The 22,805-nt window shown below is 62.2% G+C and carries 19 protein-coding genes and 2 pseudogenes; 17 read left to right on the top strand and 4 right to left on the bottom strand.

The genetic code is table 11. The annotated features are described in order from the left end of the window. Window positions 1-80 precede the first annotated feature (80 nt). Window positions 81-644 carry a PadR family transcriptional regulator gene (locus HBN63_RS11365; RefSeq protein ID WP_170049493.1) on the top strand — a complete coding sequence of 188 codons (564 nt, stop codon included), beginning with the start codon at window positions 81-83 and terminating at the stop codon, window positions 642-644. A gap of 82 nt (window positions 645-726) precedes the next feature. Then, window positions 727-1,983, top strand: a complete 1,257-nt coding sequence (locus HBN63_RS11370; RefSeq protein WP_170049494.1) for an HD-GYP domain-containing protein — start codon at window positions 727-729, stop codon at window positions 1,981-1,983. On the opposite strand, the gene HBN63_RS11375 is transcribed toward HBN63_RS11370, so the two are convergent. Continuing rightward, window positions 1,980-2,828 carry a 23S rRNA (adenine(2030)-N(6))-methyltransferase RlmJ gene (locus HBN63_RS11375; protein ID WP_090249862.1) on the bottom strand — a complete coding sequence of 283 codons (849 nt, stop codon included), beginning with the start codon at window positions 2,826-2,828 and terminating at the stop codon, window positions 1,980-1,982. The genes HBN63_RS11370 and HBN63_RS11375 overlap by 4 nt on opposite strands. Before the next feature lie 96 nt (window positions 2,829-2,924). Here HBN63_RS11375 and HBN63_RS11380 point away from each other — a divergent pair, with 96 nt between their 5' ends. The 5 genes from HBN63_RS11380 to HBN63_RS11400 all read left to right on the top strand — a co-directional run bounded on the left by HBN63_RS11380 (window position 2,925) and on the right by HBN63_RS11400 (window position 12,894). Continuing rightward, window positions 2,925-3,968, top strand: a complete 1,044-nt coding sequence (locus HBN63_RS11380) for a nitronate monooxygenase (protein ID WP_170049495.1) — start codon at window positions 2,925-2,927, stop codon at window positions 3,966-3,968. A 197-nt stretch (window positions 3,969-4,165) separates the two neighbouring features. Next, window positions 4,166-5,968, top strand: a complete 1,803-nt coding sequence (locus tag HBN63_RS11385; protein WP_170049496.1) for an acyl-CoA dehydrogenase — start codon at window positions 4,166-4,168, stop codon at window positions 5,966-5,968. A 140-nt stretch (window positions 5,969-6,108) separates the two neighbouring features. Next, a complete protein-coding gene (locus tag HBN63_RS11390; RefSeq protein ID WP_170049516.1) occupies window positions 6,109-7,854 on the top strand; it encodes a potassium/proton antiporter in 1,746 nt (581 codons plus the stop codon). Window positions 7,855-7,998: 144 nt separating this feature from the next. Then, window positions 7,999-11,358: a mechanosensitive channel MscK gene (gene mscK / locus HBN63_RS11395; RefSeq protein WP_160085723.1), complete on the top strand. Its 3,360-nt coding sequence runs from the start codon at window positions 7,999-8,001 to the stop codon at window positions 11,356-11,358. A gap of 75 nt (window positions 11,359-11,433) precedes the next feature. Beyond that, on the top strand, window positions 11,434-12,894 hold the full coding sequence (locus HBN63_RS11400) for a protein adenylyltransferase SelO (RefSeq protein ID WP_170049497.1): 1,461 nt from the start codon (window positions 11,434-11,436) through the stop codon (window positions 12,892-12,894). A gap of 7 nt (window positions 12,895-12,901) precedes the next feature. Here the strand turns inward: HBN63_RS11400 and HBN63_RS11405 are convergent, their stop codons facing one another. Further along, window positions 12,902-13,597 carry an aspartate/glutamate racemase family protein gene (locus tag HBN63_RS11405; protein WP_170049498.1) on the bottom strand — a complete coding sequence of 232 codons (696 nt, stop codon included), beginning with the start codon at window positions 13,595-13,597 and terminating at the stop codon, window positions 12,902-12,904. 237 nt (window positions 13,598-13,834) lie between these two features. Between HBN63_RS11405 and HBN63_RS11410 the strand changes: the two genes are divergently transcribed. From HBN63_RS11410 to HBN63_RS11430, 5 genes are all read left to right on the top strand, one after another. After that, entirely contained in the window at window positions 13,835-15,631 is a 1,797-nt protein-coding gene (locus HBN63_RS11410) for an SLC13 family permease (protein WP_170049499.1), read from the top strand. 348 nt (window positions 15,632-15,979) lie between these two features. Further along, window positions 15,980-17,257, top strand: coding sequence for a bifunctional O-acetylhomoserine aminocarboxypropyltransferase/cysteine synthase (locus HBN63_RS11415; RefSeq protein WP_170049500.1), 1,278 nt, complete (start codon window positions 15,980-15,982; stop codon window positions 17,255-17,257). A gap of 60 nt (window positions 17,258-17,317) precedes the next feature. Next, window positions 17,318-17,752, top strand: coding sequence for a thioredoxin TrxC (gene trxC / locus HBN63_RS11420; protein ID WP_170049501.1), 435 nt, complete (start codon window positions 17,318-17,320; stop codon window positions 17,750-17,752). Between the two features lie 94 nt (window positions 17,753-17,846). Further along, window positions 17,847-18,290 (top strand): YiiD C-terminal domain-containing protein, encoded by a 444-nt coding sequence (locus HBN63_RS11425; RefSeq protein ID WP_170049502.1) that lies wholly within the window; start codon window positions 17,847-17,849, stop codon window positions 18,288-18,290. Window positions 18,291-18,378: 88 nt separating this feature from the next. Beyond that, window positions 18,379-19,179, top strand: coding sequence for a universal stress protein (locus HBN63_RS11430; RefSeq protein WP_170049503.1), 801 nt, complete (start codon window positions 18,379-18,381; stop codon window positions 19,177-19,179). 58 nt (window positions 19,180-19,237) lie between these two features. Here the strand turns inward: HBN63_RS11430 and HBN63_RS11435 are convergent, their stop codons facing one another. Continuing rightward, window positions 19,238-20,011 carry a ParA family protein gene (locus tag HBN63_RS11435; RefSeq protein WP_090249893.1) on the bottom strand — a complete coding sequence of 258 codons (774 nt, stop codon included), beginning with the start codon at window positions 20,009-20,011 and terminating at the stop codon, window positions 19,238-19,240. A 227-nt stretch (window positions 20,012-20,238) separates the two neighbouring features. Here HBN63_RS11435 and HBN63_RS11440 point away from each other — a divergent pair, with 227 nt between their 5' ends. From HBN63_RS11440 to HBN63_RS11460, 5 genes and pseudogenes are all read left to right on the top strand, one after another. Next, the gene (locus tag HBN63_RS11440) at window positions 20,239-20,955 is read left to right on the top strand and encodes a beta-ketoacyl synthase chain length factor (RefSeq protein WP_160085729.1); all 717 of its coding nucleotides are present in this window, start codon (window positions 20,239-20,241) and stop codon (window positions 20,953-20,955) included. Next, a complete protein-coding gene (locus HBN63_RS11445; protein WP_170049505.1) occupies window positions 20,928-21,743 on the top strand; it encodes a lysophospholipid acyltransferase family protein in 816 nt (271 codons plus the stop codon). Before HBN63_RS11440 ends, HBN63_RS11445 begins: the two co-directional genes overlap by 28 nt. Continuing rightward, a complete protein-coding gene (locus HBN63_RS11450) occupies window positions 21,718-21,978 on the top strand; it encodes a phosphopantetheine-binding protein (RefSeq protein ID WP_090249897.1) in 261 nt (86 codons plus the stop codon). Before HBN63_RS11445 ends, HBN63_RS11450 begins: the two co-directional genes overlap by 26 nt. An 11-nt stretch (window positions 21,979-21,989) precedes the next feature. Further along, window positions 21,990-22,250: an acyl carrier protein gene (locus HBN63_RS11455; RefSeq protein WP_170049506.1), complete on the top strand. Its 261-nt coding sequence runs from the start codon at window positions 21,990-21,992 to the stop codon at window positions 22,248-22,250. After that, window positions 22,250-22,498 (top strand): annotated as a pseudogene (locus tag HBN63_RS11460) (hypothetical protein); the annotation flags it as partial. The gene HBN63_RS11455 and the pseudogene HBN63_RS11460, both read left to right, overlap by 1 nt. Window positions 22,499-22,646: 148 nt before the next feature. Here HBN63_RS11460 and HBN63_RS11465 read toward each other — a convergent pair. Next, window positions 22,647-22,805: pseudogene (locus HBN63_RS11465) on the bottom strand (IS5/IS1182 family transposase); the annotation flags it as partial.

Below are 22,805 nucleotides of genomic sequence, written 5' to 3' on the forward strand. Positions count from 1 at the left end.
AAGCATTCACCACCCATGCAACTTTTTGCATATCCCGTATACTGCGGCGCATCTCAGGCAGCAGCCGTTAAAGTCCGCCCATGTCACTCAAGCACGCCATTTTGATCCTGCTCGAAAGCGAGCCCGGCAGCGGTTACGACCTGTTCAAGCGCTTCAAGGATGGCCTGGGTTACTTCTGGAACGCCAAACACCAGCAGGTGTACCTGGAGCTGAAAAAGCTCAGCGAAGCCGGCTGGCTGGCGTTTGAAGCACAAACCCAAGACACCCGCCCGGACAAAAAGAACTACCGCCTGACCCCAGCCGGCCATGCCGAACTGCTGCGCTGGCTGGGCGAGCCAGTGCAGCCGAATACCATCAACGATGCGCTGCTGGTAAAGCTGTATGCCGGCGCACACACCTCACCCGACAACCTGCGTGAAGAAATGCAGCGGCATATCGCCGTGCACCGCAAAACGCTGGACAGCCTGATGAGCATTGAGCGCGACTACCACGGCTTACCCGCCGAGCAGCGCCACGCTCTGCGCATGCCTTACTTAACGCTGCGGCGCGGCATTCTGGGTGAACAGTCCTGGCTGCAATGGGCAGAGGAAGTCGAGCACGCGCTGCAGGACACAACGCCAGCCAGCCCGCCACCCGGTAAATAGTGCAGAAGCGGCTGTCGCCTACTGCCACGAGGTAGGCAAACCGCTAGACTGCAAGCCATTAGCCATCATCCTCGACACCCGCATGCCCGCACCCTCAGCCTACATATCCCCCGACCAGCTGTGTGTCGGCCTGTATATCCAGCTTGAACTGGCCTGGTGGGAACACAACTTTGCCTTCAGCAACTTCAAGATCAAGGATGAAAACCAGATCAAGGCCCTGCGCGCCTTGGGGGTTGCACGCCTGCGCTATGACCCCGAGCGCAGTGATTGTGAGCCCCTGAGCGCGACCGAACCCACAGCAACGGTCGTCACCCCAGTACCGGCAGCACCGCCCTCGCCACAGCAGCAGGCCAGCCTGGCCCGTGCGGAAAAACTCAAGGCCCTGCGCAAACGCCTGGCCGAAGTGGACCGCAAATTCGTTCAGGCCAGCCAACAGGTCAAAACCCTCAACCAGACGCTACGCAGCCGCCCAGAAGAAGCCTGCAAGCAGGCTGGCGAGGTGGTCGGCGCGATGGTCGATACGCTGCTGGGGGGCAGCGGCGCCGTGCTGCACACCATCAACAGCAAGGCCGCCGAAGACAATTACCTGCACTCCCTGAACGTCACCGTACTGAGCCTGATGCTGGGTCGCCAACTCGGCCTGGACAGCGAGGACTGCCATGTCCTCGGCATGGGGGCGCTGCTGCACGATGTCGGCAAACTGGAGGTGCCCAGCAAGGTCCTGCTGAAAAGTGAGCCGCTGACCCGTCCGGAACAGCAGCTGCTGCAGCTGCACTGTGAATTTGGCCTGCGCATGGGCCACAAGCTGATGCTGGATGATGAAGTGCTGCGCGTCATCAACGAGCACCATGAATACTGCGACGGCAGCGGTTACCCGCGTCAGCTGCGTGAAGCAGCCATCGGCCGACTAAGCCGTCTGGTGTGCATCACCAACCAGTTCGACAACCTGTGCAACCCGCTCAACCCGCGTGATGGCCTGAGCCCGCACGAAGCGCTGGCGTTGATGTTCAAGCAATACAATGCGCGCTTCGACGCGGTGGCGCTGAAAGCCTTTATCCGCTGCATGGGGGTGTATCCACCGGGCTGCCTGGTGCAGCTGGATGACCAGCGATACGGCCTGGTCTTGGGCATGAACCCAAGCCTGCCGCTGAAACCGACGCTGGTGGTCTACGATGCCGAAGTGCCCAAAAACGAGGCGCTGATCATCGACCTGGAACAGGAAACACGCCTCGGCATCGCCAGCAGCCTGCGCCCGGCGCAGCTGCCGCGCGAAGCGCTGGAGTACCTCAACCCACGCCAGCAGCTGAGCTACTTTGTCGAACCGAGCAAAGGTCGCTAGCCCGCGCTGCCTTCCTCAATCAGCCAATCCAGGCGCCAGCCGCCCTGGCTTTGCCCGAGCAGCTGAGCGAGCCATGGCAGGATCTGCTTGAGTTCATCTTCCAAGCCCCATGGCGGATTGCTGATCACCAGGCCGGAGCCATTCAAGCGTGCCGCTTCGTCAGTGGGGTGCACATAGAGTTCGATGCGCAGCAGCTTGGGTGCCTTGCTCTTTTGCAGGTCACTGTAGAAACGCCGCAGCTGGCGCAGGTCCTTGATCGGGTACCAGATCGCCACCACAGCCTGGCGCATACGACTGATGGCTTCGCTCAGGGATTGCGCGCAGCGTTCCATCTCATCGACCTGCTCGAACGGCGGATCGATCAACAGAAGGGCGCGCTTCTCGCGGGTTGGCAGCAGGGCGCGTGGCACATACCAGCCCTCGCCCAGGTGCACGGCCACGCGGCGGTCGCCGTGCATGTTTTCCTTGAGCAGACGACCGTCTTCCGGGTGCTTCTCGTTCAAGTGCAAGCGGTCTTGCTCGCGGGTCAGCAGGCGCGCCAGCTCCGGCGAGCCGGGGTAATGACGCAGCTCGCCATCCGGGTTCATCGCCCGAATCACTTCCAGATAATCCAGCAGCGGGTCCGGTACATCGGTGGCCTGCCACAGCCGGGCGATACCTTCCAGCCACTCACCCGTGCGGCTGGCTTGATCGCCGCGCAGGTCATACAGACCGATACCCGCATGGCTGTCGAGGTAGGCGAACGGCGCCTCCTTGCGTGACAGCAGGGCAATCAGGCGAGTGAGGACATAGTGTTTCAGCACATCGGCATGGTTGCCGGCATGGAAGGCGTGGCGGTAGTTCATTGGGCGGACTCCTGTGGCCGGGCAGTTTACCAGTTTGCCAGGCGCCGGATGGATCAGTACGGTGGCCACTGATCCATCCGGCAAAAGAGAACCCACATGTCATTGCAAGACCTATTGGGCATTGAGCTACCGCTGATCCAGGCCCCCATGGCTGGCGTGCAGCTGCATGGTTTAGCCGCTGCCGTATCCAACGCCGGAGCGCTGGGTTCGCTGCCCTGCGCCATGCTTGATGCCGCTGGCCTGCGCAAGGAGCTGCAGGCGCTCAGCGAGAAGACGCGCAGGCCCTATAACCTGAACTTCTTCTGCCACACCCCGCCAACAGCCGACGACACACGCGAAGCCGCCTGGCGTGAGGCGCTGAGTCCTTACTACCGCGAGTTCGACATTGATCCCGCGACGATTGCCAGCGGTCCCGGCCGCCTGCCGTTCAGTGCCGAGATGGCCGATCTGCTCGATGAATTCCGGCCGGCCGTGGTGAGCTTTCACTTTGGCCTGCCCTCGGCTGAGCTGTTGGCGCGCGTAAAAGCGTGCGGGGCCAAGGTGCTCAGTTCGGCGACTACGTTTGAAGAGGCGTTGTGGCTCGAAGCCAATGGCGCAGATGCGATCATCGCCCAGGGCCTGGAAGCCGGCGGCCATCGCGGCATGTTTCTCAGCGATGAGTTGAGCAGCCAGCTCAGCACCTTCGCCCTGCTGCCACAGATCGTCCAGGCGTTACGCGTGCCGGTGATTGCCGCCGGCGGCATCGCCGATGCTGCCGGAGTGCGCGCGGCCATGGCGCTTGGCGCGGCCGGGGTGCAAATCGGCACCGCCTACCTGTGCTGTGATGAAGCCAGCACCAGCGCCATTCACCGTGCCGCCCTGCACAGCCCGGCAGCACAGCACACGGCCCTGACCAACCTGTTCAGCGGCCGTCCGGCGCGTGGCATCGTCAACCGGGTGATGCGCGAGTTGGGCCCAATCAGCCCGGCGACACCCGCCTTCCCACTGGCGACGGCAGCCATTGCGCCGTTGCGCAGCAAAGCTGAAAGCCTGGGCAGCGGTGATTTCTCTCCGCTCTGGGCGGGGCAGAATGTCAGCGGCTGCAAGAATATCGGCGCCGCTGAGCTAACCCGCGAGCTGGCGCAGGGCTTTGTCCAATAAGCACGTCCCTTGCTGCACAGCCCCGTCGGGGTGGATGACGTCTTTTCATCTACCTTGGCGATCTGCTGGATGGATAAAGCGTCACCCACCCTACCCGACCGCTCCGGCCCAACGCCCCGTTATCACGCTTATTAATAGTGCTGGGAGCCGCACGTGCAGCTGCTTAGACTCGGCTCATCGCAACCGGAGGTACACCCATGTCCGAGTCTCTGCTCAGTTCCCGCAACCTGGCCTTTGAGCTGTATGAAGTGCTGGACGCCGAAGGCCTGACCCAGCGTGAGCGTTTCGCTGAACACAGCCGCGAAACCTTTGACGCGGCCATCGACACCGCCCGCAGCATCGCGGAAAACCTGTTCGCCCCGCACAACCGCAAGAATGACGAACACGAGCCGGAGTACGTCGACGGCGCGGCGGTGCTGATCCCCGAAGTCAAACCGGCGGTGGATGCCTTCCTCGAGGCCGGCTTCCTCAACGCCACCCGCGAGTTCGACGTCGGCGGCATGCAGCTGCCCAACCTGTTGTCGCAGGCCTGCTTCGCCCACTTCCAGTCGGCCAACGCGGCGACCACCTCGTACCCGTTCCTGACCATGGGCGCGGCCAACCTGATCGAGAACTTCGGCACGACTGAGCAGAAGCAGCGCTTTCTGCAGCCGATGATCGACGGCCGCTTCTTCGGCACCATGGCCTTGACCGAGCCCCATGCCGGCTCCTCGCTGTCGGACATCCGCACCCGCGCCGAACCAGCCGAAGACGGCACGTACCGGCTCAAGGGCAACAAGATCTTTATCTCCGGCGGCGACCACCCACTGTCGGAAAACATCGTGCACATGGTCCTGGCCAAGTTGCCGGATGCCCCGGCGGGCGTTAAAGGCATCAGCCTGTTTATCGTGCCGAAGTTTCTGGTCAATGATGACGGCAGCCTGGGCAAGCGCAACGACGTGGTCCTGGCCGGGCTGTTCCACAAGATGGGCTGGCGCGGCACCACCTCCACCGCGCTGAACTTCGGTGATAACGGCGATTGCGTCGGCTACCTGGTGGGCAAACCGCACCATGGCCTGAGCTACATGTTCCAGATGATGAACGAAGCGCGCATTGGCGTCGGCATGGGCGCGGTGATGCTCGGCTACGCCGGCTACCTGTACTCGCTGGACTATGCCCGCCAGCGCCCGCAAGGCCGCTTGCCCGATGGCAAGGACCCGACCTCCAGCCAGGTGGCGATCATTGAGCATGCTGACGTACGGCGCATGCTGCTGACCCAGAAAGCCTACGTGGAAGGTGCCTTCGACCTCGGTCTGTACGCCGCGCGCCTGTTCGACGACACCCTGACCCTGGAAACCGAGGAAGAACGGCGCATCGCCCTGGAGCTGCTCGACTTGCTTACCCCGATCGTCAAATCCTGGCCGTCGGAGTTCTGCCTCAAAGCCAACGAGCTGGCCATCCAGATTCTCGGCGGTCACGGCTACACCCGCGATTACCCGGTGGAGCAGTACTACCGCGACAACCGCCTCAACCCGATCCACGAAGGCACCCACGGCATCCAGTCCCTCGACCTGCTCGGCCGCAAGGTCTCGATGAACGGCGGCGCGGCGCTCAAGCAATTGCTCAAGCTGATCCACGGCACCTGCCAACGCGCCGAAGCCCACGCTTCGCTGACCGCCCTGCGCCAGCCGCTGGAGCAACTGCTGGCACGCCTGCAAACCGTGACCCTGGCGCTGCTGGGCGACCTGATGAGCGGCAAGGTCAACGAAGGCCTAGCCAACTCAGCGCTGTACCTGAAGGTGTTCGGCCATACCGTGATCGGCTGGCGCTGGCTGGAACAGGCAATCCGCGCAGAGGAAGGCTTGGCGAAAGGCAATCCCAGCGATGTCGACTTCTACCAAGGCAAGCTGCAGGCCGCGCGTTACTTCCTGACCTGGGAAGTACCGAGCTGCCACCACGACCTGGCGATTCTCGAAGCCCGCGACGACACCTGCCTGGGCATGCAGGACACCTGGTTCTAAACCCAGCGAAGCGCTGTTGAAACTGACGCCCCGCTGAACGCGGGGCGTTTTTTTTGAGCGCGGTGTGAAGGCAGCGGTTAGAATCTCTGGCACGGGCCATGCATAGTGGCACGCTCACCAACCCGCACGGAGTACGCGCCTTGGATGCCAGCACCATCAATAATCTGTTTTTGATCGGTGGCGTTCTGGTCGCAATGAGCATCCTGGTCAGTGCATTCGGCTCGCGCTTCGGCATCCCGATTCTGGTGATATTTCTCGCTGTCGGTATGCTCGCCGGCACCGATGGCCCTGGCGGCATTGTCTTCAACAACTACCCACTGGCCTATCTGGTCGGCAACCTGGCGTTAGCCATCATCTTGCTCGATGGTGGCATGCGAACGCGGGTCTCCAGCTTTCGCGTCGCCCTGTGGCCGTCCCTCTCATTAGCCACCGTTGGTGTATTGATCACTGCGGGTTTGACCGGCGTAGCAGCGGCCTGGCTGTTCGACCTGAGCTGGATGGAAGGCCTGCTGATCGGCGCCATCGTCGGCTCCACCGATGCCGCTGCGGTATTCAGCCTGCTCGGCGGGCGCGGCCTGAACGAACGGGTTAGCGCCACCCTGGAAATCGAGTCCGGCAGCAACGACCCGATGGCGGTGTTCCTCACCGTCACCCTAATCGCCATGCTCGCCAGCGGCCAGGATGGCCTGAGCTGGGGCTTGCTGGTGCAGTTGCTGCAGCAGTTCGGCATCGGCGCGCTGTTCGGCCTCGGTGGCGGCTGGCTGCTGCTCAACCTGATCAACCGCATGGAACTGGCCAACGGCCTGTATCCGCTGCTGGTGGTCAGCGGCGGTTTGATCATCTTCGCCATCACCACCGCCGTCGGCGGCAGCGGCATTCTGTCGATCTACCTGTGCGGCCTGCTGCTGGGCAACCGGCCGATTCGCTCGCGCCACGGCATCCTGCATATGCTCGACGGCCTGACCTGGCTGGCGCAGATCGGTATGTTCTTGGTTCTCGGTTTGCTGGTCACCCCGCACGAGCTGCTGCCGATTGCCTTGCCGGCTCTGGGCCTGGCGCTGTGGATGATTCTGTTCGCCCGCCCACTGTCGATCTTTATCGGCCTGCTGCCCTTCAAGGCCTTCCATGACCGCGAACGCGCCTTTATCGCCTGGGTCGGTCTGCGTGGCGCGGTGCCCATTATCCTGGCGGTGTTCCCGCTTATGGCCGGCTTACCGAATGCCCAGCTGTTCTTCAACGTGGCGTTCTTTATCGTGCTGGTTTCGCTGCTGTTGCAGGGCACCAGCCTGCCGTTTGCCGCCAAGTTGCTGCGCGTGACCGTCCCACCAGAGCCCGCACCGGTATCGCGCGCTGGGCTGGACGTGCACCCGACCAGCCAGTGGGAGCTGTTTATCTACCGCCTCGGTGCGGAAAAATGGTGCATCGGCGCGCCTTTACGCGAACTGAAGATGCCCGAAGGCACGCGTATCGCCGCGCTGTTCCGTGGCAAGGAACTGCTGCACCCCTCCGGCAGCACGACTCTGGATGCCGGCGACCTGCTCTGCGTGGTTGGCCACGAACATGACCTGCCCGCCCTCGGCAAACTGTTCAGCCAGGCGCCAACGCGCGGCCAGGACCTGCGCTTCTTCGGTGACTTCGTACTGGAAGGCGATGCCGAACTGGCCGCCATCGCCGCACTCTACGGCCTGCAACTGGAAGGCGCCGAAGGCCAGCTGCACCTGGGCCGCTTTATCGCCCACAAGATTGGCGGCTCGCCAGTTATCGGCGACCAGGTGGAATGGCAAGGCCTGACCTGGACCGTGGCCGCCATGGAAGGGAACAAGATCCGCAAGGTCGGCGTCAGATTCCCCGAAGGCAGTCGCCCAGGCCCTGGGCTCTTCCTTTAAGCGCCGGGTTACGCGCCAGCGCTGTTGCGTTAAAAAGCGCAGCACAAGAGCGTAATCTAGCGCCCAAGAGCCGTTACATGCGGCACAGGCGCTTAGCCAGGCGCCTGTTAAACTCAGCCTCTTTTCGAGCCAACGATCGTCACTATGCCCTCTCTTCGCACTTATCTTGCCGTCGCACTGCTCGGGCTGTGCCTGAGCGCCCCGCTGCTCCAGGCTGCCGAGCCACCTAGCCGGGCTGACGTACAAAGCAGCCTGGACAACCTGGCCGACCGCAAGCTGCCGGAAGCCGAGCAACTGGCCGTCAAGCAGACCTTGGAGAAAACCCTTGCGCTGCTGGATGAAAAAGCCGACAGCGAGCAGCGCCGCGCCGACCTTGAGAAACAGCTGCAGCAAGCCCCACGCCTGATTGGCGAGGCGCAACGCGATTACGAGCGACTGAAAAACAGCACACCCACCCAGGTCAATCTGCGCTACGGCAAAAGCACACTGCCGCAGCTCGAGCAATTGCTCGCCGATCGCAACGCACAACTCAACGAGTGGCAGAAGCAGATCATCGAGGCCAATAGCCTGGTGATCACCGCGCAGACTCGCCCGGAACGCGCCCAGGCAGAAATCAGCGGCAACCAGACCCGCAGCCAGGAAATCAACAGCATCCTGAAAAGCGGCCGCGATGCCAGCAAACCGCTGAGCAACGAGCGGCGTAACCAGCTGAATGCCGAACTGGCCAAGCTTGATGCGCAAACACAGCTGCGCCGCCAGGAACTGGCCGGCAACAGCCTGCTGCAGGACCTCGGTAACAGCCGCCGCAGCCTGCTGGAAGAGCGCATCAAACGCCTTGAACAGGAACTGCTCGACCTGCAGAACCTGATCAATGAAAAGCGCCGCGACCTCTCCGAACAAACCCTCGCCGAACAGTCACGCGAGGTCGAAAAGGCCGGCACCGACAGCCTGCTGGCACAGGAAAGCGCAATCAACCTGAAGCTCTCCGATTACCTGCTGCGCGCCACCGATCGGCTCAATGAACTGACCCGCCTGAATCTGCAGACCAAGCAGCAACTCGACAGCCTGAGCCAGAGCGACCAGGCCCTGGAAGAACAGATCAGCGTGCTGCAAGGCAGCCTGCTGCTCTCGCGCATCCTCTATAAGCAGCAGCAAGCCCTGCCGACGCTGAAGATCGACAGCAACCTGCCCGATCAGATCGCCGACCTGCGCCTGTACCAGTTCGAGCTCAATCAGCAGCGCGAAGCCATCAACAACCCCAGCGTGTATGTCGACAACCTGCTCAGCGCCCAGCCTAACGAGGCCGGCAACCAGGCCCTGCGCACCGACCTGCTGGCCATCGCCGATACCCGCCGCGAGCTGATCGACCGCCTTAACCGTGAGCTGAACGCCCTGCTCAATGAGTCGATCACCCTGCAGCTGAATCAGAAGCAGCTGAAAACCACCGCAGAAACCCTGCGCGCCACCCTCGACGAGCAGATGTTCTGGATCCCCAGCAACAAACCGCTGGATCTGGAGTGGATCAAGTCCGTGCCGCGCCTGCTCGAACGGCAGATTGCCGAACTGCCCTGGGGCTCCAACCTGCGTCAGCTGGGTGCAGGCCTGACCGAGCGGCCACTGTTGTTCCTGCCCCTGCTGCTGCTGATTGCGCTGTTGCTGTGGCGCCGCGGCTACCTGTATCGCAAGCTCGCAGAACTGCATCAAGACATCGGCCACTTCAAACGCGACAGCCAGTTGCACACGCCGATGGCGATCATGCTCAACGTATTGCTGGCCCTGCCCGGCACGCTGTTCCTGGCGCTGTGCGGCTTTGCCCTGCAAATGGATGCCCGCGGACAGAACGCCAACCTGGGTGAGGCGCTGTTCCAGATGGCCCAGGCCTGGCTGGTGTTCTACACCCTGTACCGCATCCTCGCCGATGGCGGCGTGGCCGAGCTGCACTTCCGCTGGGGCCGCTCACAGGTGGCCTTCCTGCATCGCCAGGTACGCCGTCTGGGTCTGGTAGTCATGGCCATGGTCGCCGTGGTCACGGTGGCCAAACACCAACCGGCCGGCCTGGGCGATGACGTGATCGGCCTGACCGTGGTGCTGACCTGCTACGCACTGATGGTCTGGCTGCTGCACAAACTGCTACTCACCGGCCCGGCACGCGAGCATGCCTCAGCCTTCCGCATGCTGATCGGCATCGGCCTGAGCCTGCTGCCATTGGCGCTGATCATCGCGGTCGGCCTCGGCTACTACTACACCGCACTGAAACTCAGCGACCGTCTGATCAACACCCTGTATCTGCTGGTGATCTGGCTGGTCATCGAGGCCACCTTCGTGCGCGGCCTGGGCGTGGCAGCACGTCGCCTGGCTTACCAGCGCGCCACGGCCAAACGCCAGGCACAGAGCAAGGACAGCGGCGAAGGCACGGAAACCGTGGTCGAGGAGCCGACCCTGGATATCGAACAGGTCAACCAGCAGTCGCTGCGCCTAATTCGCCTGGCCCTGCTCGGCACCTTTATCGCGGGCTTGTACTGGGTCTGGGCGGACCTGATCTCGGTGTTTGCCTACCTCGACAATATCGCCCTCTACCAATACAGCAGCGGCAGCGGTGATGCCGCCACTCTGGTGCCGATCAGCCTCAGCGATGTGCTCGGCGCACTGATCATCGTCGGCATCACCATCGCCCTGGGGCGCAACCTGCCCGGCCTGCTCGAAGTACTGGTGCTCTCCAGGCTGAACCTGGCTCAGGGCAGCGCCTACGCCACCACCACCCTGCTGTCCTACCTGATCGTAGCCATCGGCTTTGTTACCACCCTGTCGACCCTCGGCGTCAGCTGGGACAAGTTGCAATGGCTGGTCGCCGCCCTGTCGGTGGGCCTGGGCTTCGGCTTGCAGGAGATCTTCGCCAACTTTATTTCCGGCCTGATCATCCTGTTCGAACGCCCGGTGCGCATCGGCGACGTGGTGACCATCGGCAACCTGTCCGGCACGGTGAGCAAGATCCGCATTCGCGCCACCACCATCACCGATTTCGACCGCAAAGAAATCATCGTGCCGAACAAGACCTTCGTCACCGACCAGCTGATCAACTGGTCGCTCAACGACACGGTTACCCGGGTCATCGTGAAGATCGGCGTAGCCTACGAAACCGACCTGCCGCTGGCGCGCAAGCTGATGATGCAGGCCGCCGAGGAAAACCCGCGGGTACTGCGCGACCCAGCACCGCTGCTGTTCTTCCTGACTATCAGCGCCAGCACCTTCGACTACGAGCTGCGCTTCCATGTGCGCGAGCTGGGCGACCGCAACGCCGCCACCGATGAAATCCTCACGCGCATCGCCCTGAGCTTCCGTGAGCACAACGTGGAAATGGCCTTCAACCAGGTCGAGGTAATGATCAAGAACCTGCACGGCCAGGAACTCAACCTGACCACCGGACAAATGGTGGCCGCCACAGCGGCAGCCGATGCACAGCAGGGACAATTACCACCACCGACACCTGCAATCGACCCGCAGTAGCCTGCCGCCAGGCCCGCCAGCGCGGGCTGCCACCTCATCACTGCCGGGCCGTATGTGCCCGGCTGGAGCCTGACCGTGAAGCCGCTTATCGAGCTGCAGTTCGACAACCGTTTTGCCCGCCTCGGCGACGTATTTTCCACCCACGTACTGCCCGAGCCGATTGCCGAGCCGCGCCTGGTCGTTGCCAGCCCGGCCGCCATGGCCCTGCTTGATCTGGACCCGAGTGAAGCCGAGAGCGAGGTGTTTGCGCAGATCTTCGCCGGGCACAAGCTGTGGAGCACCGCCGAGCCACGCGCCATGGTCTATTCCGGGCATCAGTTCGGCGGCTACAACCCGCGCCTGGGCGATGGCCGTGGCCTGCTGCTGGGTGAGGTCATCAACGACGCCGGCGAGTACTGGGACCTGCACCTCAAAGGCGCCGGACAAACGCCCTACTCGCGCATGGGCGACGGCCGCGCCGTACTCCGTTCATCGATCCGCGAGTTTCTCGCCAGTGAACACCTGCACGCCCTCGGCATCCCCAGCTCGCGGGCGTTGTGCGTGACCGGCTCCAGCACGCCGGTCTGGCGGGAGAAACAAGAACGCGCGGCGATGGTACTGCGCCTGGCGCCCAGCCATATCCGCTTCGGTCACTTCGAGTACTTCTATTACACCCAGCAACATGAGCAACTCAAACAGCTGGCCGAGCACGTGCTGCACTGCCACTACGCCGACTGTTTGCAGCAGGAACAGCCGTATCTGGCAATATTCCGCGAAGTCATCGAACGCAACGCCACGATGATCGCCTACTGGCAGGCCTACGGTTTCTGTCACGGGGTGATGAACACCGACAATATGTCGATCCTCGGCATCACCTTCGATTACGGCCCCTACGCCTTTCTCGATGATTTCGACGCCCAGCACATCTGCAACCATTCCGATGACACCGGCCGTTACTCGTTCAGCAATCAGGTGCCCATTGCCCAGTGGAACCTCGCCGCCCTCGGCCAAGCCCTGGTGCCGCTGGTCGATGTCGACGCGCTGCGCGAGACGCTCGGCCTGTTCCTGCCGTTGTACCAGGCGCATTACCTCGACCTGATGCGCAAGCGCCTGGGCCTGCTCAGTGCCGATGAGGGCGATGAAGCCCTGGTGCAGCGCCTGCTGCAACTGATGCAGAGCAGCGCAGTGGATTACACCCTGTTCTTCCGCGAACTCGGCGACAGCCCGGCCGCGCAAGCCGTAGCGCGTCTGCGCGACGATTTCACCGACCTGGCTGGTTTCGATGCCTGGGCAGCTGACTACCTCGCGCGCAGTGCACGCGATGGTGACGACACGGAGCAACGCCGCATGCGCATGCACGCGGTCAACCCCAAGTACATCTTGCGCAACTACCTGGCGCAGCAAGTGATCGAGGCCGCCGAGCAAGGCGACTACGCCCCGGTGCGCGAACTGCATCAAGTGCTATCGCGGCCCTTCGACGAACAGCCAGGCTTCGAACGCTACGCCCAGCGACCGCCGGAATGGGGCAAGCACCTGGAAATCAGCTGCTCGTCTTGAGCAGCGCTCAAGCCCCCAACATCCACTCCAGCCCCATGGCCACATGCAGTTCGGTGCTGTCGAGCAGCGGCAGTGGGGCATCCAGGCCATCGAGCAGCAAACCGATCTCGGTGCAGCCGAGGATGGCCACCTCGGCGCCCTGGGTTTGCAGCGTGCGCAAGCAGTCTAGATAGAACGCCCGCGCCTGCGGCAGAAACTGGCCCTGGCACAGCTCGGCAAAGATCACCCGGTCGATTTCCGTCATCTGCGCCGCGTCCGGCGTAATCACCTCAATCGCAAAGCGCTCGGCCAGGCGCTGGCGGTAGAAGTCCTCCTGCATGGTAAAACGCGTGCCGAGCAAAGCCGCGCGGCGCACACCCAGGCGTTGCAGGGCCTGACCAACCGCATCACCAATATGCAGCAGAGGTATCTGCACCGCCACCTCAATGGCCGGCGCCACCTTGTGCATGGTGTTGGTGGCCAGCAGCAGGGCCGTGGCCCCCGCCTGCTCAAGCCCCTGAGCCGCCTGCGCCAGCATCTGCCCAGCCGCCTGCCAGTCGCCACACCGCTGCAGCTCGGCGACCTCGGCAAAGTCCACTGAATGCAACAGCAGCGGTGCCGAATGCAAACCGCCGAGTCGCTCGCGCACACCCTGGTTGAGCAAACGGTAATAGCTGGCCGTGGACTCCCAACTCATGCCACCCAGAATGCCTAGCTGACGCATATCACCTCCTGCCCGATAAAGCCTTGAGCCTAATCCGCCACCGTTCCAGCGCACAGGCACAGTGCCCGCTAGAGCGGCCGGTACAGCCTTATCTATTAAATCGAAAAGGCATATAAACCTTTCCAAACATTCTTAGACTCTCTAAGCAGCAACCCTTATCTTCTCCGCCTTGCGTGGCCGCCCCGTCTGGATTGGCGTGCCCGATACCTCACACGAGATTCAACGCTAAGGATGTTCATGTTCTGGGACTCTCTTCCTCTGCCCTTGCTGTTTGTCGGTGCCCTGCTGATCTGGGTGCTGTACGCCTTTGTGCGCGAGAAGTGGAGCCCGGACATCGTCGCGGCCATCGCCGTGGCTGCGCTGCTGATTACCCAACTGCTGACGCCTGGGGAAGTACTCAGCGTACTGAGCAACTCGGCGCCAGTGACCATCGCCTGCATGTTCGTACTCTCAGCGGCACTGGAGCGCACCGGCTGCATCGACGCCCTGGGTAACTGGCTGGGCGATCTGGTCGGTACCAGCCCGATTCGCGTACTCACCGGGCTGACCGTCACCGCCCTGGTGATTTCCGCCTGCCTGAACAACACACCGGTGGTGGCCATTCTGACTCCGGTGGCGATTTCCCTGGCCCGCCGCGCCGGCACCTTGCCGTCGAAACTGCTGATTCCGCTGTCCTACGCCACCATCCTCGGCGGTACCCTGACCATGATCGGCACCTCGACCAATATTCTGGTCGACGGCGTGGCGCGCAAGGCGGGCCTGGAGCCCTTCGGCATCTTCGAGATTACCGGCGCAGGCCTGATCATGGCCGCCTTCGGCATGGCCTACCTGCTGACCATCGGCCATCGCCTGTTGCCTGAGCGCGAAACCCTGTCCAAGCAGCTGCGCCCGAACCTTGACCGCACCTTTATGACCGAGCTGCTGGTACCGCATGACTCGCCCGTAATCGGCAAGACCCTGCACGAAGCCAACCTCAACGGTGGCAGTGGCCTGCAGGTGCTGAAAATCTTCCGTGACGAGCAAGAGCTCACCGAGCCGGCCCACGACACCCTACTGGTGGCGGGCGACCAACTGGTACTGCACGGCCAGGTCAAGGATGTGGTGGAGCTGCGCGAAAGCGGCCACCTGATTTTCAACCGCAGCGATGCCTTCGAAACCATCAGCAGCCACGACGTGATCCTCGCCGAGGCCATCGTCGGGCGTAACTCGCGCTACAGCCACCGGCCGATGCGCGACCTCGACCTCACCGCGCGCTACGGCATCGCCGTGCTCGCCGTGCACCGTCAGGATGAGAACATCCAGGGCAACCTGGATGACTTCGAACTGCAGTTCGGCGATGTAATGCTGGTGGAAGGTACGCCGACGCAGATCAAGCGTTTCGCCGACAACGGCGAGCTGATCAGCCTCAATGCCGTGCAGGAGCGTGCCTTCCGCCGCGACAAGGCGCCGATTGCGATTATTGCCACCCTGGCGGTGATGATCCTCGCCGCGTTTGGCGTAATGCCCATCGAGGGCCTGGCGATCATCGGCGCGGTGACCGTACTGGCGACCCGCTGCCTGGACGTGGAAGACGCCTACAAGGCAGTAGACTGGAAAATTCTCAGCCTGATTTTCGGCATGCTGGCTATCAGCATCGCCATGGATAAGGTCGGCCTGGTCAGCCTGATGGTCAGCAATGTCATGGGTCTGATGCCCTGGGCCGGGCCACTGCTGATGCTGTCGTTTATCTACCTGTTCACCTCGATTCTTACCGAAGTGCTGTCAAACAACGCTGTAGCGGTACTGGTCACGCCGATTGCCATCGGTATGGCCCAGCACCTGGGCGTAGACCCGCGCGCCTTTGTGGTCGCAGTGATGTTCGCCGCCAGCGCCAGCTTCGCCACGCCCATCGGCTATCAGACCAACACCTTCGTCTACAACGCCGGCGGCTATCGCTTTACCGACTTTATGAAGGTCGGCATTCCACTCAATCTGCTGCTGTGGGTTGTGGCCAGTTTTGTAATCCCCTGGTTCTTCCCGCTAACACCGGTTTAACAGGCCGTTGAAAACGTAGGCGAGGCAGCCAGCGCAAGGCGCTACGCCAGTAACAGCCTTCGGCTGGTCAAAACGGCGAAAAAGCGCAGTTTACGAGCTGTAAATGAGCACTTGATTCGCTTCGCTCACCCCTTCGGGGCCGTGCTAACGCACGTTCAACCGTTGGCTGTGAGCCTGTTTTTAACGCCGCGATGGCAACGCAGGTAGTTTTCAGCGGCCTGTTAGCGGCATAAGCGGCAAATACATCGATCTAACCCAAGGCCCGTTTCATTGCGCCAGCGCATTGACCGGGCCTTCTTGCTTTGGCCATGCTGCGGGTCTTTCAAACTGCCCTGAAGGAACGCGCGCATGAAATTGGAAACCCTGGCCATCCACGCCGGTTACAGCCCTGATCCGACCACCAAGGCCGTGGCGGTGCCGATCTACCAAACCAGCTCCTTTGCCTTCGACGACACCCAGCACGGTGCCGATCTGTTCGACCTGAAGGTCGCCGGCAACATCTACTCGCGGATCATGAACCCGACCAACGCCGTGCTCGAAGAGCGCGTGGCTGCGCTTGAAGGCGGTGTCGGCGCGCTGGCCGTGGCCTCGGGCATGGCCGCCATCACCTACGCGATCCAGACCGTGGCCGAGGTTGGCGACAATATCGTCTCGGTGGCCAAACTCTACGGCGGCACCTACAACCTGCTGGCCCACACCCTGCCGCGCTTCGGCATCCAGACCCGCTTTGCTGCCCATGACGACATCGCCGCCCTCGAAGCGCTGATCGACGACAAAACCAAAGCCGTATTCTGCGAGTCCATCGGCAACCCGGCCGGCAATATCGTCGATCTGGCCGCACTGGCCGCCGCTGCGCACCGCCATGGCGTGCCGCTGATCGTCGACAACACCGTGGCCACGCCGATTCTCTGCCGCCCGTTCGAGCATGGCGCCGATATCGTTGTGCATTCGCTGACCAAGTACATCGGCGGCCACGGCACCAGCATCGGCGGCATCGTCGTCGACTCCGGCAAGTTCCCCTGGGCGGACAACAAGGCGCGCTTCCCGTTGCTCAACACCCCGGATCCTTCCTATCACGGCGTGACCTACACCGAAGCCTTCGGCCCGGCGGCCTTTATCGGCCGCTGCCGCGTGGTGCCGCTGCGCAACACCGGGGCAGCGCTGTCGCCGTTCAATGCCTTCCTGATTCTGCAAGGCCTGGAAACCCTGGCCTTGCGCATGGAGCGCCACTGCGAGAATGCGCTGAAGGTCGCCCATTACCTGCAAAATCATCCACAGGTGGCGTGGGTCAAATACGCTGGCCTGCCCGATCACCCCGAGCACGCACTGGCGCAGCGTTTCTGCGGCGGCAAGCCGGCCTCTATCCTGTCCTTTGGCATTGTGGGCGGCCAGGCTGCAGGCGCATGCTTTATCGATGCGCTGCAGTTAGTGGTGCGTTTGGTGAATATCGGCGATGCCAAATCGTTGGCCTGCCACCCGGCCTCGACCACTCACCGCCAGCTGAATGATGAAGAGCTGGAGCGCGCCGGCGTACCGCGTGACATGGTGCGCCTGTCGATCGGTATCGAGCACAGCGACGACATCCTCGCCGACCTAGCCCAGGCGCTGGACGCTGCGGCGGGCTGATCGCCCTTGATATCCGCATAAGCGACTCCAGATAAGGGATAACCGCCTCTGGAGTCGCCCATGTCCAACCCTCTGCTGATCCCTTGTCCACACTGCAACGGCCTTAACCGCATTCCCGCCGAGCGCCTGGGCGATGCGCCGCGCTGCGGCCGTTGCAAATCGGAGGTGCTACCCAGCAAACCCTTCGACCTGACCCAGGCCAACTTCGACGCGCAGAATAAAGGCGACCTGCCGTTGCTGATTGATGTCTGGGCGAGCTGGTGCGGCCCGTGCCGCAGCTTTGCTCCGATCTATGAACAGGCCGCCGCGCAGCTGCAAGGCCACTGCCGCCTGGCCAAGCTGGACAGCGAAGCCAACCCGCAGCTGTCGGCTGAAATGGGCATTCGCTCGATCCCGACGCTGATCCTGCTCAAGGGCGGCATCGAAGTGGCTCGCCAGAGTGGCGCGCTGCCCTTGCCGCAATTGCTCGGCTGGTTGCGTCAGCAGGGCATCTGAGCGAATTGGTCAATCGACCGGCAGCCTTGCGGTCATTACCCTGCCATCGACCAACCCTTAGGCTGGCTGCACAACAATAATTGTGGAGCCAAGCATGACGATGCCTATCGAACTGGTGCGCCAGCTCACCGAAGAACAGATTGCCTTTGTCCAGCGCAGCGGGCTCAAGGCCGAAGTGCTGGAAGTCGGCCACGTGCGCCTGCGCATGCCGCTGGCGGGTAACCAGAACCATATCGGCAGCATGTACGCCGGCGCGCTGTTCACCCTGGCAGAAATTCCCGGCGGTGCGCTGTTCCTCACCAGCTTCGATGCCCAGCGCTTTTACCCCATCATCAAGGAAATGAACCTGCGCTTTCGCCGCCCGGCAACCGGCGATATTCGTGTCGAGGCACACCTTGCAGCAGAGGAAATCCAGCAGCTGCAAAAACAGGCAACAGAACTGGGCAAAGCCGAGTATGTTTTACAGTTGCAGCTAACCGATGAGAGTGGTGAAGTAGTGGCCGAGAGTCGCGGCCTTTACCAATTGCGCGCACGCTGACACCTGACCTTGCCCTAGGTCAAAAGTCCAGCTATGACTCGAGGTCACAATAAATGTGCCGACATGCATCGGCAGGAGAACGCCGACCATGCCCAGCCACATCCTTATTGCCCACGACCTGCGCGACACTGCCGATATGGCGCTGTGCCGCGCCACGCAACTGGCCAAGCAATTCAGCGCCAAACTGACCATCCTGCATGTGCTCGACCCGAGTAAAAGCAGTCAGGAGCATGAGCAGGCCAAGCAGGCGCTGGACCGCAGCCTGACCCAATACGCCCCACCCGGCAGCCAACTGCTGATCCGCACCGGCATCAAGCCCTCGGAAGTGGTGCTGCAACAGCTTAATGAGCTGGGTTGCGACTTACTGGTACTCGGCGGCCATCACCAGCGCCACGACTTCTTCTCCGGCACCAGCCTCGACCGCATTGCCCGCAACTGCCCGGTGCCACTGCTGCTGGTAGCGCGTAACGATTTCAAGCCATACCAGCGCGCACTGGCGGCCATCGATTTTTCACTCTGCGCCTGCAGCGCCCTCGGCCAGGCCTACCGCCTGCTGCCGGAAACGGCCGAACTGCACGCCCTGCACGTCTTCGAGCCAGACAAGGGCACGCCCAAGCAGGTTGAAGCGCAACTGAACACGCAAAAAGCCCTGATCAACCAGTTGCTGGAAGATGAAGCGCAGAACCTACCGGAGAAAGGCCCGACCCTGACTCATTCGGTGGAGCAAGGCGGCATCCTGCGTTGCCTGCAAGCGCGCCTGAAAAGCACCAACACCGAACTGCTGGTACTCGGCAGCCACGGCCGCAGCGCACTGTCGCAAGCATTGCTCGGCAGCCTAGCGCAGCATTTCCTGCACAAGGCGCCCTGCGACATCTACGTCGTCAGGTAGGTTTTCTTCGCCCAACAAAAAAGCTGCCTAGGCAGCTTTTTTGTTATCCAGACTCAACTCAATCAGCACTGTTGAGCAGGTCATGCAGCTCGACAAACTGCTGAGTCAACTTGTGGTTGCGGTCCAGATAGATCAGCGGCGTGCAGGCCTGGTGAGATTCGCGCATCTTCACCGAACTCATCAGGTTGACCGGCAGCACCGGCAGACCCTCGGCAATCAGCTCATCGAGCAGCTGCTGCGGCAGGCTGGCGCGCGGCTGGAACTGGTTGACCACAATGCCTTCGACTTCCAGGCCCTCGTTGTGGTCTTCCTTGAGTTCCTCGATTTCGCGCAGCAGGCCATACAGCGCCTGGCGCGAGAAGCTGTCGCAGTCAAACGGAATCAACACGCGGTCAGCCGCGATCAACGCGGAGACGGTGTAGAAATTCAGCGCAGGTGGGGTATCGAGGTAGATGCGCTCGTAGTCTTCACTGAGGTCTTCGAGCAGTTTGCGCAGCTTGTTGATCTTGTGTTTTTGCTCAAGCTTCGGCTGCAGGTCGGCCAACTCGGCGGTGGCGGTGACCACATGCAGGTTGTCGAACGGCGTCTCGTAGATATCCACGCTGCCTTTCTTGCCGAACGGCGCCGATGACAGCGTGCCTTTAAAGAACTCGGCAATGCCCATGGGGATGTCCTCACCGGTCAGGCCGGTGAGGTAATGGGTCGAATTGGCCTGGGCATCTAGGTCGATCAGCAGCGTGCGATAGCCCTGGGAAGCACTGACCGCGGCCAGGTTGCAGGCAATACTGGACTTCCCCACACCGCCCTTCTGATTGAAGATCACGCGCCGCATGAAATACCCCCTGAATCCCGCATAAACCCCGAAATGGTCCCGGATTCTATGCAAACTACGTGACAAGGGCGAGATTTTCGGCAAAACCCCGCCGCCTCCGGTCAGAACAGTAGGCCATAGATTTGCGCACGGCCCGTACGGTCTGGATAATGCCAGCACTTCGCCATGCCTGCTGCCAAGCCCTCCGCTGGTTGCGGCTGGCGGCAGCCGACATGGATGCCCACCGCGTGACACATTTCAGGATCGAACAATGGCGTGCCTGGGCTCCTGGCCTGGACAGCACGGCTGACTGGTGCGCCTGGCATCAGGCACCGTCGCGCCTGGTGGATGCGGGCCAGCAACCGGATGTCAGCGCGCTGCCGGCCATGCAGCGCCGCCGCCTGAGCCGCCTGGCGCGGATGGCCTTCCACGTCGCCTGGCCGCTGGCCGAAGCGCACCCGCAATTACCGATGGTGTTCGCCAGCCGGCATGGCGAAACCCCGCGCACCCTGACCATTCTCAGTGATCTGGCGCACAACGAGCCGCTGTCGCCGACCCAGTTCAGCCTCTCGGTGCACAACGCGATCATCGGTCTATGGTCGATCCAGCGCGGCGATCACAGCGAAATGACGGCCATTGCCGGCGCCGGCGACGGCCTGGAAAACGCCATATTGGAAGCCTGCGGCATGCTCCACGACGGCGCACCAGCAGTGCTAGTGGTGATTGCCGAAGAAACTCCGCCCGAGCTTTACGCGCCATTTATCGACGACGTCCCGTTCCCCTATGCCGTTGGCCTACTGCTGACGCCGGGCGATGACTGGCAGCTGCACCTGAGCCGGGGCGACGGCGCCGGCAGCGAATGGCCCCACGCTCTCAACCTGGTCCGCGCCCTGTGCAGCGACCAGCCGACCCTGCAGCACCACTGGAAGAACCGACAATGGACCTGGTCACGCAACAAGGCCTGAGCCGTTACAGCCCGCCCTATGTCTGGCGGCTGGTGGCCACGGCCCTGAGCTTCAGCCTGTTCGGCATCGGCGGTGTGCTGCTGCGCGTGCTGATCTTCCCGCTGCTGACCCTGCTGCCAGGCGATGCCCTGAGCCGGCGCACCCGCGCCCGCGCGGTGGTGAGCAAAACCTTCTACCTGTTCGTGCGCTTTATGTACCGCAGCGGCGTACTGACCTACGAAGTCGAAGGCATCGAACGCCTCGGTCAACCGGGACAAATGGTCATCGCCAACCACCCCTCGCTGATCGATGTGGTGGTGCTGATCGCCTTTATTCGTGATGCCAACTGCGTGGTCAAACAAACCCTGTGGGACAACCCGAGCATGCGCGGCCCCCTGCGCGCGGCCCACTTCATCAGCAACAGCGGCAGCATGGACATGCTCGACGAAGCCGCCGGCGCGCTGCAAAGCGGCCAGACCCTGGTGATATTCCCCGAAGGCACGCGCACCACGCCGGGGCAGGCCCCGGAGTTTCACCGTGGTGCAGCGGCCATCGCGATTCGTGGCGCACGCATCGTCACCCCAGTGGTGATCAGCGTCAGCCCCACCACCCTGACCAAAGCCGAGCCCTGGTACAGCATTCCGTCGCGCCGTTTTCACATTCGCCTACGCGTAGGCGAGGATATTGACCCACAGCAGTTCAATGCCATGGGGGCGCCGCCGATAGCCTCGCGCAAACTCAACGATTTTCTGCACCAACACTTTATGAAGGAGCTCGCCAAAGATGAGCGATTTACAGCTGGAAATTAAAAACCTGATTATCGATGCCCTGGGCCTTGAAGACATGGCGGCCGAAGACATTGCCGCCGACCTGACGCTGTTCGGCGAAGGCCTCGGCCTGGACTCGGTCGACGCCCTGGAGCTCGGCCTGGCGATCCAGAAGCGCTTTGGCATCAAGATCGACGCTGAAGCCAAAGACACCCGCAAGCACTTTGCCAACGTAGCCAGCCTGGCGGCATTCGTGTCATCGCAACAGACCGCCTGAGGGAGCCGCCGATGCAAACCCGTGAAGAGATTTTCGAGACCTTGCGCGATGCCCTGGTGGAGCTGTTCGAGTTGGACGCCGAACGTATTACGCCGCAAGCCAACCTCTATCAGGACCTTGAGATCGATAGCATCGATGCCGTGGACCTGATCGACCACATCAAGCGCCAGACCGGCAAGAAGCTTGCGGCCGAAGAGTTCAAGGCAGTGCGCACGGTGGGTGACGTGGTCGAGGCGGTGCTGCAGCTGGTTAACGCTCCAGCCAGCGAATAATGAGTCGTCTATTTGGCCTGCTCCTGCTGCTGGCCGGACTGCTCTACCCCTTTGCCGTGTACTACGGCATGGAGCACCTGTCGCCACGCCTGTTCGCCCTGCTGCTTGGTGGCCTGTGGCTGGCCCGCGCGCTCAGCCAATGGGGCAAGCCGGGCAACCGCTGGATGACCGCTGTGGCCCTGGGCTTTTGCCTGCTTCTGGGCCTGGCTGGTGAGCCAGAGCTGCTGCGCTGGTACCCGGTGCTGCTTAAGGATGGTCTGAAAAAGCCCTGTATTTCAGGCTGACTTCAGCCCCTGCCGATTTTGAAAGCGGCAAACCGATCAAAAACGACCAGATCACCCGCTAATTTCTGTATTTCTAACCGCCGCGAGCACCTCGCGGCGGCTATTGCCCATATTACGGGCGCATCTCTCCCGCATTCGTCAGTAAATGTCTGCGTGCCATCCACAGATTTGATAACGCAAACAGCGTCACCAGTTGTGCCGTGTTCTTGGCCAGACCACGGAACCGCGTCTTCACATAACCAAACTGACGCTTGATTACCCGGAACGGGTG

The organism is Pseudomonas sp. WS 5011 (assembly GCF_012985775.1).
In the GTDB taxonomy this organism is placed as follows: Bacteria; Pseudomonadota; Gammaproteobacteria; order Pseudomonadales; family Pseudomonadaceae; genus Aquipseudomonas; species Aquipseudomonas peli.

Bases quoted from the DNA above. Each gene is read 5' to 3' on its own strand.
- HBN63_RS11365 (WP_170049493.1), top strand. From the start codon at position 81: ATGTCACTCAAGCACGCCATTTTGATCCTGCTCGAAAGCGAGCCCGGC.
- HBN63_RS11370 (WP_170049494.1), top strand. From the start codon at position 727: ATGCCCGCACCCTCAGCCTACATATCCCCCGACCAGCTGTGTGTCGGC.
- HBN63_RS11375 (WP_090249862.1), bottom strand. From the start codon at position 2,828: ATGAACTACCGCCACGCCTTCCATGCCGGCAACCATGCCGATGTGCTG.
- HBN63_RS11380 (WP_170049495.1), top strand. From the start codon at position 2,925: ATGTCATTGCAAGACCTATTGGGCATTGAGCTACCGCTGATCCAGGCC.
- HBN63_RS11385 (WP_170049496.1), top strand. From the start codon at position 4,166: ATGTCCGAGTCTCTGCTCAGTTCCCGCAACCTGGCCTTTGAGCTGTAT.
- mscK (WP_160085723.1), top strand. From the start codon at position 7,999: ATGCCCTCTCTTCGCACTTATCTTGCCGTCGCACTGCTCGGGCTGTGC.
- HBN63_RS11405 (WP_170049498.1), bottom strand. From the start codon at position 13,597: ATGCGTCAGCTAGGCATTCTGGGTGGCATGAGTTGGGAGTCCACGGCC.
- HBN63_RS11410 (WP_170049499.1), top strand. From the start codon at position 13,835: ATGTTCTGGGACTCTCTTCCTCTGCCCTTGCTGTTTGTCGGTGCCCTG.
- HBN63_RS11415 (WP_170049500.1), top strand. From the start codon at position 15,980: ATGAAATTGGAAACCCTGGCCATCCACGCCGGTTACAGCCCTGATCCG.
- trxC (WP_170049501.1), top strand. From the start codon at position 17,318: ATGTCCAACCCTCTGCTGATCCCTTGTCCACACTGCAACGGCCTTAAC.
- HBN63_RS11425 (WP_170049502.1), top strand. From the start codon at position 17,847: ATGACGATGCCTATCGAACTGGTGCGCCAGCTCACCGAAGAACAGATT.
- HBN63_RS11430 (WP_170049503.1), top strand. From the start codon at position 18,379: ATGCCCAGCCACATCCTTATTGCCCACGACCTGCGCGACACTGCCGAT.
- HBN63_RS11435 (WP_090249893.1), bottom strand. From the start codon at position 20,011: ATGCGGCGCGTGATCTTCAATCAGAAGGGCGGTGTGGGGAAGTCCAGT.
- HBN63_RS11445 (WP_170049505.1), top strand. From the start codon at position 20,928: ATGGACCTGGTCACGCAACAAGGCCTGAGCCGTTACAGCCCGCCCTAT.
- HBN63_RS11450 (WP_090249897.1), top strand. From the start codon at position 21,718: ATGAGCGATTTACAGCTGGAAATTAAAAACCTGATTATCGATGCCCTG.
- HBN63_RS11455 (WP_170049506.1), top strand. From the start codon at position 21,990: ATGCAAACCCGTGAAGAGATTTTCGAGACCTTGCGCGATGCCCTGGTG.